The organism is Cloacibacterium rupense, assembly GCF_014645495.1.
Lineage (GTDB): Bacteria > Bacteroidota > Bacteroidia > Flavobacteriales > Weeksellaceae > Cloacibacterium > Cloacibacterium rupense.
Window position 1 is genome coordinate 716,680 of sequence record NZ_BMLV01000002.1, and the last position, 14,241, is coordinate 730,920.

General features: G+C 32.7%; 13 protein-coding genes. 3 read left to right on the forward strand and 10 right to left on the reverse strand.

The genetic code is table 11. From position 1 onward, the window contains the following. Nucleotides 1–71: 71 nt before the first annotated feature. From IEW40_RS07330 to IEW40_RS07370, 9 genes are all read right to left on the reverse strand, one after another. Nucleotides 72–350 (reverse strand): NIL domain-containing protein, encoded by a 279-nt coding sequence (locus tag IEW40_RS07330; protein ID WP_188617414.1) that lies wholly within the window; start codon nucleotides 348–350, stop codon nucleotides 72–74. A gap of 294 nt (nucleotides 351–644) precedes the next feature. Then, nucleotides 645–1,379, reverse strand: a complete 735-nt coding sequence (locus tag IEW40_RS07335; RefSeq protein WP_188617415.1) for a sulfite exporter TauE/SafE family protein — start codon at nucleotides 1,377–1,379, stop codon at nucleotides 645–647. Then, the gene (locus tag IEW40_RS07340) at nucleotides 1,370–1,837 is read right to left on the reverse strand and encodes a FixH family protein (protein ID WP_188617416.1); all 468 of its coding nucleotides are present in this window, start codon (nucleotides 1,835–1,837) and stop codon (nucleotides 1,370–1,372) included. The genes IEW40_RS07335 and IEW40_RS07340 overlap by 10 nt, the downstream gene beginning before the upstream one ends. Nucleotides 1,838–1,857: 20 nt before the next feature. After that, nucleotides 1,858–3,300, reverse strand: a complete 1,443-nt coding sequence (gene ccoG / locus IEW40_RS07345; protein WP_188617417.1) for a cytochrome c oxidase accessory protein CcoG — start codon at nucleotides 3,298–3,300, stop codon at nucleotides 1,858–1,860. Between the two features lie 68 nt (nucleotides 3,301–3,368). After that, the gene (locus IEW40_RS07350; protein ID WP_188617418.1) at nucleotides 3,369–4,238 is read right to left on the reverse strand and encodes a cbb3-type cytochrome c oxidase N-terminal domain-containing protein; all 870 of its coding nucleotides are present in this window, start codon (nucleotides 4,236–4,238) and stop codon (nucleotides 3,369–3,371) included. A 21-nt stretch (nucleotides 4,239–4,259) separates the two neighbouring features. Next, nucleotides 4,260–4,442 (reverse strand): cbb3-type cytochrome c oxidase subunit 3, encoded by a 183-nt coding sequence (locus IEW40_RS07355; RefSeq protein WP_188617419.1) that lies wholly within the window; start codon nucleotides 4,440–4,442, stop codon nucleotides 4,260–4,262. Nucleotides 4,443–4,468: 26 nt separating this feature from the next. Then, nucleotides 4,469–6,742, reverse strand: coding sequence for a cytochrome-c oxidase, cbb3-type subunit I (gene ccoN, locus IEW40_RS07360; RefSeq protein ID WP_188617420.1), 2,274 nt, complete (start codon nucleotides 6,740–6,742; stop codon nucleotides 4,469–4,471). Between the two features lie 20 nt (nucleotides 6,743–6,762). Further along, on the reverse strand, nucleotides 6,763–6,939 hold the full coding sequence (ccoS, locus tag IEW40_RS07365) for a cbb3-type cytochrome oxidase assembly protein CcoS (protein ID WP_262891244.1): 177 nt from the start codon (nucleotides 6,937–6,939) through the stop codon (nucleotides 6,763–6,765). Between the two features lie 126 nt (nucleotides 6,940–7,065). Beyond that, nucleotides 7,066–9,438: a heavy metal translocating P-type ATPase gene (locus IEW40_RS07370; protein WP_188617421.1), complete on the reverse strand. Its 2,373-nt coding sequence runs from the start codon at nucleotides 9,436–9,438 to the stop codon at nucleotides 7,066–7,068. A 105-nt stretch (nucleotides 9,439–9,543) separates the two neighbouring features. Between IEW40_RS07370 and IEW40_RS07375 the strand changes: the two genes are divergently transcribed. From IEW40_RS07375 to IEW40_RS07385, 3 genes are all read left to right on the forward strand, one after another. Then, the gene (locus tag IEW40_RS07375; protein ID WP_188617422.1) at nucleotides 9,544–10,257 is read left to right on the forward strand and encodes a Crp/Fnr family transcriptional regulator; all 714 of its coding nucleotides are present in this window, start codon (nucleotides 9,544–9,546) and stop codon (nucleotides 10,255–10,257) included. Between the two features lie 87 nt (nucleotides 10,258–10,344). Then, nucleotides 10,345–11,160 (forward strand): 3-methyl-2-oxobutanoate hydroxymethyltransferase, encoded by an 816-nt coding sequence (gene panB, locus IEW40_RS07380; RefSeq protein WP_188617423.1) that lies wholly within the window; start codon nucleotides 10,345–10,347, stop codon nucleotides 11,158–11,160. An 87-nt stretch (nucleotides 11,161–11,247) separates the two neighbouring features. Then, nucleotides 11,248–11,946, forward strand: coding sequence for an RluA family pseudouridine synthase (locus IEW40_RS07385; RefSeq protein ID WP_188617424.1), 699 nt, complete (start codon nucleotides 11,248–11,250; stop codon nucleotides 11,944–11,946). A 31-nt stretch (nucleotides 11,947–11,977) separates the two neighbouring features. Here IEW40_RS07385 and IEW40_RS07390 read toward each other — a convergent pair whose 3' ends face one another. Beyond that, nucleotides 11,978–14,200, reverse strand: coding sequence for a TonB-dependent receptor domain-containing protein (locus IEW40_RS07390; RefSeq protein ID WP_188617425.1), 2,223 nt, complete (start codon nucleotides 14,198–14,200; stop codon nucleotides 11,978–11,980). Nucleotides 14,201–14,241: the final 41 nt, after the last annotated feature.

The window sequence follows — 14,241 nt, forward strand, 5'->3', positions numbered from 1 at the left end:
TTTTATGTTATAAAACAAAACCACCGAAATTTCGGTGGTTTTGTGGTGAAAGTAAAAGTGAATTTTCACATTCATACATATCCTTTAATTACATTTTTAATTTTATTTTTTCTGAAAAATTGAAAAGCGGTTTCGTTTATCTCTTTTGCTCCATTTAGTTGTAGAAGTATATTTCCATAATTGTTTTTGCCAAAGTATTCTACATCAGCTTTTACTAGAGTGTAAGGTACATTGTATTGATAATCAATAGTGTCTATCAAGTCTTTAAAAGTAATGTTTCCTTCTAGAACTATTTCTACTAATGGAAATGTTTCTTTTGCGTGTTCTAAATTAGGTAATGTAGATTTCATAATATTTTTTTGTGATGTGATTTTGTAGTATAAAAAAACTCTTCCAAAATAATCGGAAGAGTATATCATATATTATTAAGTTTTTATTTAATAACTAGCCTCCGATTCCATAGTTTATGCATTGCTGCATGTTATTTGCGCAATTCTGTGAATTTGAATTTTGAATTATATTTTTTAGGGATTGCTTGTTCATTTTTGTTGTTTTTCCAAAAATTATAATACAAATATAAGGGTTAGTTATTAAAAAATATATTTTTTTAATAAAAATTTCATTAAAATAAAGGGGGGTATTGTTTAATGACAGTTTTTGTCTGAATTTGGTTCAGAATTTTTTTGTTTTTCTACCTTCAGTGCTTCTTTTTTAGGGGATACGTAAGGAATACCTAATTCTAATCCTCGTAATATAAATAAACCGCCAAGGGCTAACATAAAAATGGGAACAATTTTAAGGATTTTATTTCTTACGGTTACATTTAGTAAATTTCCGAAGAGAACAGCTGCAAACATAAAAGGAAAAGTTCCCAAACCAAAAAGAGCCATAAAAGTGGCGCTTTGCCATATTCCACCGGCTGCTAAACTTGCAGTAAGTGCCATATAAACCATACCACATGGTAAAAAACCGTTGAGTACTCCAGTAAGGAATCTGGATGAATAATCTGATTTTTGTAGTAATCTCCCTAAATTTAGTTTTACTTTTAAAAGAGCATTATTGATAGAAGGGATTTTTGAAGCAAAATCACCACCAAATGAAAATAGAGCCATTATGATGAGTAAAATGCCAGAGAGAATGCTGATGTATTTTTGAAATCCGGCTAACTGAAAACCTTCTCCAACGATGCCTACCAATGCACCTAAAAATGAATAGGTGAAGATTCTTCCAAATTGATATGTAAGGTTTTGTAGATGAAAATTGACTTGTTGTTTTTTTGATAAACCTAATGAAAGAGCAATTGGGCCGCACATTCCTAGACAATGAAATCCAGAAGCGAAGCCTAAACCTATTGCTGCAATTATTAGTGCTATTTCCATATTATATCATAATCTACTTGGTAATCTTTATCAGATTTTTTCCAACTTACTTTCAACGTGTAGGAGCCTGTGCTTAGCTGCTCTTTTGGGATTAAAAATGTATTGTTGGCATCAATCTGTATATTTTCTTTTTTGTCTTTATATTTGTCATTGGTATTATACAGTTCATAGTGAACTTGGGCGTTGGCATCTATAATTTCTTTAGGGAAAGCAATTCTAATACCATATGGTAATTGCGCAAAGAAAGGTTTTTTAGACAATTCTTCGGCATTTTTTTTGGCGTCTATTACTTTTTGATAATTTAATTCGTCTGAATAATAATTGTCTGATACTAATTCTGAATTATCATTACCGTTTGGGAACGCTAATTTTGCATAGAAAAATATCAAAAAAAGAATAAAACAAATAAAAAGTCCAAGAGCTATAGCAATACCGTGCCCCCATGTAAATTTTTTCATAAGAAAAAGATTTTATAACGTTAAAATTGCAATTTAAAAGGACCTTCAAAATAGGTGTCGAAAGTGTCTAGAAGCTTTCCATTTTCATAAACGCCAATGGTAATGTTTTGTTTTGGCTGTTTAATTTCTTTTTCTGGGAAGCTAATGCTTACAGTACCTTTTAGAAGTTTGTCTCTTTTCAGCAAAATTACATTATCTCCGCTAAAAATCACTTCTCCGTTATTAGGTTTTATCACTTTAATTGTTACGGTATGGTCTATATTAGACTTATTGAGGAAGGTATAGTTGTAAGTATTGTTAATTTTACCATTTTTAATAAAGAAGCTACTACCAGCTGGTTTTATAAATTTTGCCTCTAACTCTCCTCTGTTGTTTAGCAAATATCCTAAAAATCCTAAAAGAGCTATAAGAACGAAGCTGTAAGCTTTCATTCTTGTGGTAAATTTGAATTTTTGTTCTTTTTCTATTTCGTCTTGAGTAGCGTATCTGATTAGACCTTTAGGAAGGCCAGTTTTAACCATTACTTCATCGCAAGCATCTATACACATGGTACAGTTGATGCATTCTAATTGTTGACCATTTCTAATGTCTATACCAGTAGGGCAAACTACTACACATTGGTTACAATCTATACAATCTCCTTTACCTTCAGCTTTTCGGTCTTCACCTTTTCTCCATTTAGAACGGTTTTCTCCACGTTTAAAGTCATAGAAAACATTGATGGTTTCTTTATCAATCAATACACCCTGTAATCTACCGTATGGACAAACTAGCGTGCACACTTGTTCTCTGAACCAAGCGAATACAAAATAGAAAAGTCCAGTGAAAATGAGCATTACAATAAAATTGCTAGGATATTCTATTGGGCCACCTTGCATGATTCTTAGAACTTCTTCGTAGCCTACAATGTACATGAACATCCAATGCGTAATGATGAGTGATATGATCACATAAATAGACCATTTAAGTCCTTTTTTAAGGGTTTTTTCTGAATTCCAAGGTTGGTTTGCTAGCTTTATTTGCTTGTTTCTATCGCCTTCTATCCAATATTCTATTTTACGGAAAACACCTTCCATAAATATTGTTTGAGGACAGATCCATCCACAAAAAATTCTACCAAAAACCACAGTAAATAGGATGATAAATACTAAAGAGGTAATGGCACCTAAGGCAAGAATGAAGAAATCTTGTGGGTAAAATGGTTGCCCAAGGATAAAGAACTCTCGATCAATGATATTGATTTTGAGTAGAGGATTTCCATTTATTTTAATAAAAGGAAATATAAAAAAAACGGCTAATAAAAAGACCGTAACGATGTCTCTGTAATTGGTGAATCTTCCTTTTGGTTTTTTGGGATAAACCCATTTTCTAGCTCCAGATTGATCTACGGTAGATACCGAATCTCTAAAAGTTTCTGCCTCAATTACAGCGCCTGTTCCTAATTGTTCTTCTTTATTAGCCATTTTGTATTTTTATTTATTATAAAAAATTAACTTTTCATATTTTTATAACAAATTATTTTAAAGCTTTATTACTTTTCCCAAGTTGCTTTTTCTCCTTGTGGAGCCGCTCCACCAGTTGCATCTGGCATTTCTTGGTTAATGTGGTAAACGTAAGCAGCAACTTTTTCAATATCGAATCCTGTTAATACACCGTTTTTACCCCATGCTTGCATAGTAGGGTTATTAGTACTACCGTTTTCAACCATATAGAAAACATTTTTAAATAAAGTTTTTTCTGGTTGGTTAATCCAATAGTCGTCTGTAAGGTTTGGCCCGATACCACCTTTACCACCTTCACTATGGCAAGATACACAGTTTGTCTTGAAGATTTGTTCTCCTTCAGCTATGTTATCTGCAGAGTACTTAGCATTATCTATTGTTGGCGGCGGAGTCTTTTTCATCCAATCTTCTACAGACGCTATTTGTTCTTTGTGCTCAACTTCATATTCTTTATCAGGATGAGCAAAGTCTGTAACTGCATAAGCTATTAAATAAACTACTGCATATACTACACCGAAATAGAATAAGCCTAACCACCATTTTGGTAATTGGTTATCTAGTTCTTTAATGCCATCAAATCCGTGGTCGATAAGAATGTCTTTTTCTTCAACATCAGATTGTTTTTTGAAAGCACTATCATACAATCTTTTGAAGTAAGGAACTTCTTTTTCTTTAAGAAAAGTTGCTCTTTCTTCTTCTGTCATTAGTTTGAATCTCTCATTTTCAGCTAATCCTGAAATAGCATTACCGATGTAAGCTAGGATAATTCCTATTACAGTAGTTGCCCAGAAATATGGAGAAGATAAGAAAGAGGTATTTTGTACAAACATGTAAAATACAAATACTAGTATAAATAGTATCATTAGTATGTTTACAAATACGGGTGTTCTATGTTTCATGATTTTTTAAATTTTTAGAACTTATATGTTTTTATCATCTTCTAAAGGAGCTTTTTCAACCTCAGAATAATGTTTTTTAGGTCTACTAATAACATAATAAACTGTGGCAACGAAGAATAAGATAAACAATATCATAGAAATTGTTTGGTAGAGGCCAGCATTTTCTACATTGGCTAGTATATCTTTAAAATTACTTGGTATCATATTGAAAAAACTCCTTTATTAAGATTTTAGTTATTACTTGCTGTTTTTACATCAGCAGTTTTAATATCTGTACCTAGTCTTTGTAGATAAGCAATTAATGCTACAATCTCTCTTTTTTCTAGAGGTACAAATTTGTCTCCTTCTTTAGCTTTTTGTTCTTCAATAGCTTTTTTAATTTCAGGGTCTCCAGAATAGATTCCTTCTACTACTTTTGCAGCTTGTGCATCTACTAATTTATCTACATTATTAATTTCCTCATCTGTATAAGGAGCTCCGAATACGTTTTTAAGAAGACTAATTTTGTCTTTAGTTTTAGTTCTATCTAGTTCATTATAGATTAACCAAGGATATCTAGGCATGATAGAACCTGGAGAGGTAACTCTAGGGTTTAGCATATGTTTGAAATGCCAAGTATCTGGGTTTTTACCTCCTTCTCTATGTAAATCTGGCCCAGTTCTTTTTGAGCCCCAAAGGAATGGTCTATCAAAGACGAATTCTCCAGCTTTAGAATATTGTCCATTTTTACCATTAAATCTTACCACTTCATCTCTGAATGGTCTAATCATCTGAGAGTGACAAGAATTACAGCCTTCTCTTATGTATAAGTCTCTACCTTCTAATTCTAGTGGTGAATAAGGTTTAACAGAAGTAATAGTAGGCACATTATCTTTTACCGTTAATGTAGGTATAATTTCAATCATACCACCAATAGCAAGAGCTACAAATGATAGTAAAGAAAGATATAGCGGCATTCTCTCTAACCAAAGGTGTTTGCTTTCTCCTTCTTTTCTTGCAGAACCTATGTTTGCAAGTGCAGGAGCTTCTACTGGGGTGTCTTTTAAGAAAGAACCGCTTCTTACCGTTGCAATTAAGTTGACAACCATTAAAATAGCGCCAGAAAAATATAATAAACCACCTACAAATCTCATTTGATAGTAAGGAATAACCGCAGTTACAGTATCTAGCCAGTTTTTGTAAAGCAATGTGCCATCTGGGTTAAATTGTTTCCACATTAATCCTTGAGTGAAACCAGAAATATACATTGGAACAGCATAGAATATAATACCTAAAGTACCTAGCCAGAAATGCCAATTTGCCAATTTCACAGACCATAATTTAGTTCTCCAAAGAATCGGTAATAAATAATACAACATACCAAATGCAATGAAACCATTCCATCCTAATGCACCAATGTGTACGTGACCAATTACCCAGTCTGTAAAGTGACCAATTTTATTTAAAGTTTTAGTAGCTAAAAGCGGACCTTCGAAGGTTGCCATACCATAGCAAGTAACAGCTACTACAAAGAATTTTAAAACAGGATTTTCTCTTACTTTATCCCAAGCTCCTCTCAATGTTAATAAACCATTAAGCATACCTCCCCAAGATGGAGCAATAAGAGCAATAGAAAAAGTAGTACCTAAAGCTTGAGCCCAAGCTGGTAAAGCTGTATATATAAGGTGGTGAGGACCAGCCCAGATATAAACGAAAATTAAAGACCAGAAGTGAATGATAGAAAGTTTGTAAGAAAATACAGGTCTATCTGCTGCTTTTGGCATGAAGTAATACATTAAACCTAATACAGGTGTAGTTAAGAAAAACGCTACCGCATTGTGACCATACCACCATTGTACTAGAGCATCTTTTACCCCAGCATATGCAGAATAAGATTTCCAGCCGCTGAAAGATAAAGGTACCTCTAAGTTGTTGAAAATGTGAAGCATGGTAATACCAATCCATCCTGCAATGTAAAACCAGATGGCTACATATAGGTGTCTTACCCTTCTTTTAGCAATTGTACCAAACATATTGATACCAAATACTACCCAAACTAGCGCAATCATAATGTCAATTGGCCATTCGTGTTCTGCGTATTCCTTAGAAGTATTAATCCCCATAAGGAAAGTAACCACTACAGTTACTACAATTAATTGCCATCCCCAGAAATTAATCCAAGAAAGAACATCACTAAACATTCTTGCTTTCAATAATCTCTGAAGAGAATAATAAACACCAGCAAAAATACAGTTCCCTACGAATGCGAAGATTACAGCACTAGTGTGTAACATTCTCAATCTACCGAAACCAAATGCTCCTTGTGTTTTTACTAGACCCATAATGTTACTGTTTGCACTCACTGTAGAGTCGTCAGTACCGAAAATAATTTCCGGAAGTTCTGGGTAGAAAAGCAATGCAGCTACGATTAACCCTACCAAGAAGCCTACCACTCCGAAGACTACCATGGCATACAGGAAAGCGCGCACAATGCTGTTGTCATAACTAAACTTTTGTGTTTCCATATTAACTAATCACTTTAATTTTATTTCTTTACTTCAGTTTTTTCTTCAATTTCATTATTCTTCTCTTCCAGTAATATTCTTACAGCCGGAGATTCATCATCTTCAAATTGTCCGTTTTTTGCACTAATAATAAAAATTATTAGAAAGATAATTGCGAGCGATACGCTACAAATTATCATCAAATAGAGTATTTCCACTATTTACAAATATAATAAGGAATTAATGCCCAAATTTAAGGATTTTTAATGATTTTAGTCATATGTTCAAAAAACAAAACTAATTTATAAAAATTCTAAATAAGATATTTTAGTCTTAATATTAAATTAAAAATATTTTTTGGCTCTTAACCAAGTTGATAATGAGGTGAATGCAACTACACTTATAGAGCTTACAGGCATAATGATGGCAGCAACTAAAGGAGACATTTTACCTAAAATTGCTATCGATAATCCGACTACATTATACAATAAACTTACAATAAAAGTCATTTTTACAATACTCATCGCATCTTTTGTTAACGAAAAATAGCTCTGAAGTTCGGTTAATACTTCACCATTCATTATGACGTCTGAACTTGGAGTAAAAGAATTGCTATCATCTGCTATTGCAATGCCAATATTACTCTGCTTCAGTGCGCCAGCATCATTTAATCCGTCGCCTAACATAGCTACTTTTTTGCCCTGTTCTTGTAGAGATTTTATGTATTCTAGTTTGTCTTCAGGGGACTGGTTAAATCTCATTTGTGTGATATTAGGGATTAATTCTTTTAAGATTTCTTCTTCAGAAGAATTATCTCCGCTCAGTACATGCAATTCATAATGATTAAGATGCCTTGCCATGTTAGATAGCCCTTCTCTGTATTCATTCTTAAAAATAAATTTCCCTAAAAATTCATTTTCACATTGGATATAAACAGCAGTTTCCAAAGATTTTGATTGTTGGTTTGTAAAACTTGCAGAACCTATTTTATATCGCTTACCTCTCAATTCTGCTTCATAGCCTTTTCCTGCGGTTTCTGTAAATTTTTCGATGGTGAAATATTGATCTTCTGTTTCTATAAAATCATACAAAGATTTAGAAAGTGGATGGTTAGAATTTTTGAGTAAAGATTTAATATTTTTTATGTCAAATTCCGAAATCTCCTTTCCTTCATAAGAAATATTTGCCTTTTTATTGTAAGTAATAGTACCTGTCTTATCAAAAACTAAAGTATCTATTTTCGCCATTTTTTCTATGGTAAGCGCATCTTTTACATACATTTTGTTTCTGCCCAAAATCCTCATAATATGACCCATGGTAAAAGGAGTAGAAAGTGCTAAAGCGCATGGGCAAGCTACGATTAAGATAGCAGAAACTACCTGAAACATTTTCTCAAAATCAATTTGATACCAATAAATTCCTGCTAGTAATGTAATTCCTAAAATAATGAAAGTGAAATATTTAGATATTTTGTTAACTAATGTATCTAACCCAAGTTCTTCTTTTCGGAAAGCTTCTTTGTTCCAGAGTTGAGTAAGGTATGATTGATTAACAGTTTTGATTACTTCTAGTTCTAGAATAGAGCCGATTTGTTTACCTCCTGCAAAAATTTTATCACCAGGCTGTTTAGAGATAGTAGCGCTTTCGCCTGTGATGAAGCTGTTGTCTATGTTTCCTTCACCATTGATCAAAATTCCATCTACTGGTATTATTTCTTGATTTCTCACCAAAATTCTGTCGCCAACTTTTATTTCAGAAAGTAAAATATTTTCTTGCTTACCTCCGAAATCTACTTTAGTTACTGCAATAGGGTAAAAAGATTTGTAATCTCTGTCATAAGATAGGGCACTGTAAGTTCTTTTCTGGAAATATTTTCCAATCAGCATAAAAAACAATAGGCCACAAAGAGTGTCAAAATAACCAGGGCCGTAATCTGTAGCGATTTCATAAATGCTCCTACCAAAAAGCACCAAAATCCCCAAAACAATTGGGACATCTATATTTACAATTTTATTTTTAAGTCCAAACCATGCCGATTTGTAATAGTCAGAAGCAGAATAAAATACAACTGGGATAGATAGCAAAAAAGTAAGAAATCTGAAGAATGGAGCAAACTCTTTTAACCAATAATCTGCAGATGCACCAGTGTTTAGATATTCTGGGAAGGCAAACATCATTGCATTGCCAAATGCGAAACCTGCAATCGCCATTTTAATGATTAAACTTCTATCAACCGGAGCTTCTTTTTTCTCAGCTGTTTCTAATGATATAACAGGTTTGTAGCCAAGGTTAGTAAGAAATTTAGCCAAATCACTAAGTTTTAACTCATTTTGGTTAAAAGAAACCTGTAGTGTTTTTCTGGTAAAATTTACTTGAGAATATTTAATATTTGGATTGAGCTCTTGAAGGCTTTCTAATAGCCAAATGCAAGAGCTACAATGAATCACAGGGATTTTAAATGTAACTACTGTAGTATTTCCTTCAGAAAAATCTACTATTTTTTCGAAAACTTGTGGAGTGTCTAGATAATCAAACTGAGTAGAGATTTCGTCTGGTCTTACGCCAGAGTTTTTATTAAGTTCATAAAAATTCCCGAGATTATTTGAATTTAAAATCTCGTAAACGGATTTACATCCATTGCAACAAAACACCTTCTCATCGAAGGAAATTCTATCTTTTTGTATTTCTTGCCCGCAGTGGAAACAATTTTCTGCCATCTGTTTATTAAAAATGCAAAAATAAGACAAAAATAAATTATGATAAATTTTAAAAAAGTCGTAATTTTGCAAACTGATATTTAATAACTTATATACCTTATTCTTATGTCGTTAGAGAAACAACAGTTCATAGACAGTAAATTCCTTAGTGTTTTTAATGACAAAGCATTTAAAGAAATTTTGTCTAAAGAAGATTACAATAAATACATAGAAGCGAGAAAAACAGTTTTCTTTAATAAAGGAGAAGCTCTTTTTGAAGAAGGCAGTCCTGTAGAAGGTGTTTATTTTATAGAAAATGGAACTGCTAAGTTATACAAATTAGGATTTAATAGAAAAGAACAAATTTTAAGATTCATTAAAGAAGGTGATATCATTGGTTATCGTTCTTTATTAGTAGGTGAGGCATACCAAGCAACTGCTGAAGCAATGAGTGATTTGCAAGCTATATTTATTCCTGGTGATGTTTTTTTACATTTATTAGAAGTAGACCCTCAGCTTTCTTATGCGATGCTTCAAAAGATTTCCTTCGAGTTGGGCGAAAGTTCTAACACAGTAACTTTCTTAGCACAAAAAACAGTAAGAGAAAGATTAGCAGAAGTATTACTCCTTTTAGAACAAAAATTAGGAACAGATCCTGAAGGGTTTATCAAAATTTCATTAACAAGAGAAGAAATTGCTAACCTAATAGGAACAGCTACAGAAAGTGCTATTAGATTAATTTCAGAGTTTAAGCAAGATGATTATATTGCAGTGGAAGGAAGAAATATTAAAATCCTTAACCACGAAAAACTAAAAAAATTAGGACACGTAGTTCTTTAAAATATTTTCAAGTTCCAAGTTTCTAGACTTGGAACTTTTATTTTTAGTAACTTTGAAACATAAACCATAAACTCTGAACATAAGATTATGTCTGTACACTCAGAAATAAAAAAAGTAACTACCGAAACCTTACGAAAAATGAAATTCGATAAGGAAAAAATCACCATGCTTACCGCCTATGATTATACCACTGCCAAAATGGTAGACGCAGGTGGTGTAGATGCAATTTTGGTTGGTGATTCTGCTTCTAATGTAATGGCTGGCCACGAAACCACACTTCCTATAACTTTAGACCAAATGATTTATCATGCACAATGTGTGGTAAGAGGTGTAGATAGAGCTTTGGTAGTAGCGGATTTGCCTTTTGGAACGTACCAATCAGACCCTCAGAAAGCATTAGAGTCTGGCGTAAGAATGATGAAGGAATCTGGAGCGCATGCCATAAAAATAGAAGGCGGAGAAGAAATAGCAGAATCTGTATCTAGATTAGTAAAAGCAGGAATTCCTGTAATGGGGCATCTCGGTCTTACTCCGCAAAGTATCTATCAATTTGGAACTTATAAGGTAAGAGCAAAAGAAGACGCTGAAGCTGAAAAACTTCTAAATGATGCGAAAATTCTAGAAAAACTGGGTTGTTTTGCATTGGTTTTAGAGAAAATACCTGCTAGTTTGGCAAAAAAAGTTTCAGAAAGCATCAGTATTCCAACTATTGGGATTGGAGCGGGTTCAGATTGTGATGGCCAAGTATTGGTCTATCATGATATGGTTGGTATGAATAAAGGTTTTTCGCCAAAATTCTTGAGAAGATATCTTGACCTTTATACCGAAATTACAGGGGCGGTTTCTCAGTATGTAAAAGATGTAAAAGACGTAAGTTTTCCTAATAAAGAAGAAAGTTATTAGGAAAAATATTCTTATAATAAACTTAAAAGTTGAGTGCAATTGCTCAACTTTTTCTTTATTTCATAAATTTGTATTTTAAATATTGTAATGTCTTCAAAAAACGAAAATATTTCTTCTCAAATCCTCTACGAAGATAATCACCTACTTGTTATTAATAAAAAAGTAGGGCAATTGGTGCAAGGTGATAAAACCGGCGATGAGTCTTTGCTAGATTCTATCAAAAATTTTATTAAAAATAGAGATAATAAACCTGGAAATGTTTTCTTAGGTTTGGTTCATAGAATTGATAGGCCAACTTCTGGTTTGGTGATATATGCCAAGACTTCTAAAGCGCTTACAAGGCTTACTCAAATGGTGAAAAACCGTGAAATAAAAAAAACATATTGGGCAGTGGTAGCCAAAGAAATGATTCCTCAGTCACAACGTTTGGTGCATTATCTCAAAAAAAATGAAAAAACCAATAAAGCTACAGTTTTTACAAAACCTACAGATGGTGCTAAAGAAGCAATCCTCACCTACAATATCATTAAAACTTTAGATAATTATCTGCTTTTGGAAATAGATTTAGAAACAGGAAGGCATCACCAAATAAGAGCGCAATTATCTAAAAACGGTACATCTATAAAAGGTGATTTAAAGTACGGTTCACCACGCTCTAATCCTGATGGAGGAATCAATCTTCATGCTAGAAAATTAGAATTCATGCATCCTGTAACTAAAGAAAATATAGAAATTACAGCGCCGGTTCCACAGAACGATGCTGTTTGGCGAGCTTGCGAAGGATAAAAAAATCCGAGAAATTTCTCGGATTTTTTCTTTATTGATTAGGAAGACCAGAATCATCTTTTTTGTCTTGTTTAATGAGGTTCGGGTCTTCTTTTGCCAATTTATTTTTGGTAGGAAGTTTATAATTAATAGAAATTCCAAAATTTTGAGAATCAAAATTATTCCCGAGATATAAATTAGAATTGTTATAAAGTGAAGTTACAGCATTTACATTGGTTCTAAAGAGGTCATTGGCAAATACAGAAACCGTAAGTCTATCTTTTAAGAATTTTTTGGTAGCAGTTAGGTCGAAACTATTCATCCAAGGTTTTTCCATTCTGTAGTAATACCAATTTCCTTTGGTCATTGTGCCATAATTAGCTACTAATTTTATGTCTTGAGGTAAAATAAATTGTGCCATGATATTGAAAATCCAAAATCCTTTGTTATTGTTATTAGGAAGTTCATGAAATTGATATCCTGCATAAACATAAAGGAAATTCATTTTATCAGGATTGATATTGAATTTCATGGTTTCTTTTAAACCTTTAGTAAAAAGCATAAAAGGGATGGGTAATCCAAAATTGAAATTATGAATTTTCATAGAAGATACATTAACAAAACCATTGCTCACACCATAGGCTTCTCTATTGTCAATAATAGGTTTTTCTTCAAAAAAATATTTCTTTTCAGCAAATTGAATCGATTGGTTCTCTGCCAAACTCATATTATAACCAATAAATGCGTAATCAAAGACAGAAAGCTTCGCTTCGAAATTATTAAAAATAGTAGGTTGTAAATTAGGATTTCCTCCGAAACTGATATTTCCGTTTTGGTAATTGGTATTATTTGGGTTGAGCCAAGAAATATTTGGTAATTGTATTTTTCTATTATAATTCAAAGCAAAATAAATCTGCTGCCCGAAATTATACTGAATACTTGCATTAGGAAAAAGACTAAATTTTTTAAATGGGATTAAATTTTCTGTCAACTTTCCGGTCTTCAAATCAACTGTTTTTCCAGAAATGTCATAAGCTTCTGCTCTGGCTCCTAAGGTAAAATCAAATTTCTTTTTCTTAGCTTGAATTTCTGCATAAGTAGAAGTGGTTTGTCTTTGGTATTCTAGATTGGTAACTCCAAAAGAATCGGTATCATAATCTAATCTTTCAAACAATCCACCAATTGAAATTTTCCCTTCATCTAATATTTTAATTGGTTGAGAATAATCAATTCTGAAAGTGGCTACATTTTGATTGGAACTTGTCTCTAAATTATTGTTTTGAGTAGTAGAAGTAGATTCAATGTATTTTTTTCCATCTAAAACATAGTCAGAATCAAAAGTGTTATAACTTGCATTCAAGTCTAATTTTTTGTTTTTATCGTCAAATTTTACTTGATAAGTTACACTTAAATCTTTTCTCCAGTTTTTAGTTTCTCCAAAGTCTTTGGTTGTATAATCATCTATGCTGTAGATGTAATTGGGAGCGGTTCCTGTTCTATTGGCAATAAAGCCATAACTGTTGTTTTCGGTGTCATTATTATTGTGGTTAATATCATAATTGACCAATAATCTGTCTTTTCCTATATCAAAAGTAAGCGCAGATTTCACAAAATAACCTCTATTGAGTTGCTCTGAAAACACATTAGAAACTTTATCAATAATAGATTCTCTGTAGGTTTCTCTATAATTTTGTCCGAAATTAAGTTGCCAACCGAAATATTTATTTTTGGCATTTAATAAAATTGAGTTATTGGTTCTGTTTCTGTATTTTTCGTAATTGGTGAAAGCGTATCTTCCTGTATAAGTAGCAGAAAGATATTTTTGAGCATTTTTATTGGTGATAATATTGATGATTGCACCACCAGAAGTAGCAGGAAATTCCGAGCCGGGTTGTGTAACCACTTCTACTCGTTCTACAGAATTGGCAGGCATTCCCTCTAGAAAAGCTTGCAGTTGATTTCCGCCAATGTTCAGCGGTCTTCCGTCCATATAAACATCTAATTGTTTTCCTTGGTACATCATTCCAGCTACATCGGAGACGATAAGTCCGGGTAGTTTTTTCAATCCTTCGCTTAGATTACCAGTATTTAGATGCGCTTGTTCAGAAAAATCAAAAATAGTTCTGTCTGCTTTTTGTTCTACGGCTTTTTTGGTCTTGGTAATGGTTACACCGTCTATTTGTTTTTCTTTTGCCGTGTCATTTTTATTGGTTTGAGAAAAACCCAACTGCGAGATAAACAACAACCCTGTTGCTATAATAAAATTTCTTTTCATATTCATTTTAGTTCTCCTTATAAGACAACTGAAATCTTATT

Coding starts and splice junctions, on each gene's coding strand:
- IEW40_RS07330 (WP_188617414.1), bottom strand. CDS start 350: ATGAAATCTACATTACCTAATTTAGAACACGCAAAAGAAACATTTCCA.
- IEW40_RS07335 (WP_188617415.1), bottom strand. CDS start 1,379: ATGGAAATAGCACTAATAATTGCAGCAATAGGTTTAGGCTTCGCTTCT.
- IEW40_RS07340 (WP_188617416.1), bottom strand. CDS start 1,837: ATGAAAAAATTTACATGGGGGCACGGTATTGCTATAGCTCTTGGACTT.
- ccoG (WP_188617417.1), bottom strand. CDS start 3,300: ATGGCTAATAAAGAAGAACAATTAGGAACAGGCGCTGTAATTGAGGCA.
- IEW40_RS07350 (WP_188617418.1), bottom strand. CDS start 4,238: ATGAAACATAGAACACCCGTATTTGTAAACATACTAATGATACTATTT.
- IEW40_RS07355 (WP_188617419.1), bottom strand. CDS start 4,442: ATGATACCAAGTAATTTTAAAGATATACTAGCCAATGTAGAAAATGCT.
- ccoN (WP_188617420.1), bottom strand. CDS start 6,742: ATGGAAACACAAAAGTTTAGTTATGACAACAGCATTGTGCGCGCTTTC.
- IEW40_RS07370 (WP_188617421.1), bottom strand. CDS start 9,438: ATGGCAGAAAATTGTTTCCACTGCGGGCAAGAAATACAAAAAGATAGA.
- IEW40_RS07375 (WP_188617422.1), top strand. CDS start 9,544: ATGTCGTTAGAGAAACAACAGTTCATAGACAGTAAATTCCTTAGTGTT.
- panB (WP_188617423.1), top strand. CDS start 10,345: ATGTCTGTACACTCAGAAATAAAAAAAGTAACTACCGAAACCTTACGA.
- IEW40_RS07385 (WP_188617424.1), top strand. CDS start 11,248: ATGTCTTCAAAAAACGAAAATATTTCTTCTCAAATCCTCTACGAAGAT.
- IEW40_RS07390 (WP_188617425.1), bottom strand. CDS start 14,200: ATGAAAAGAAATTTTATTATAGCAACAGGGTTGTTGTTTATCTCGCAG.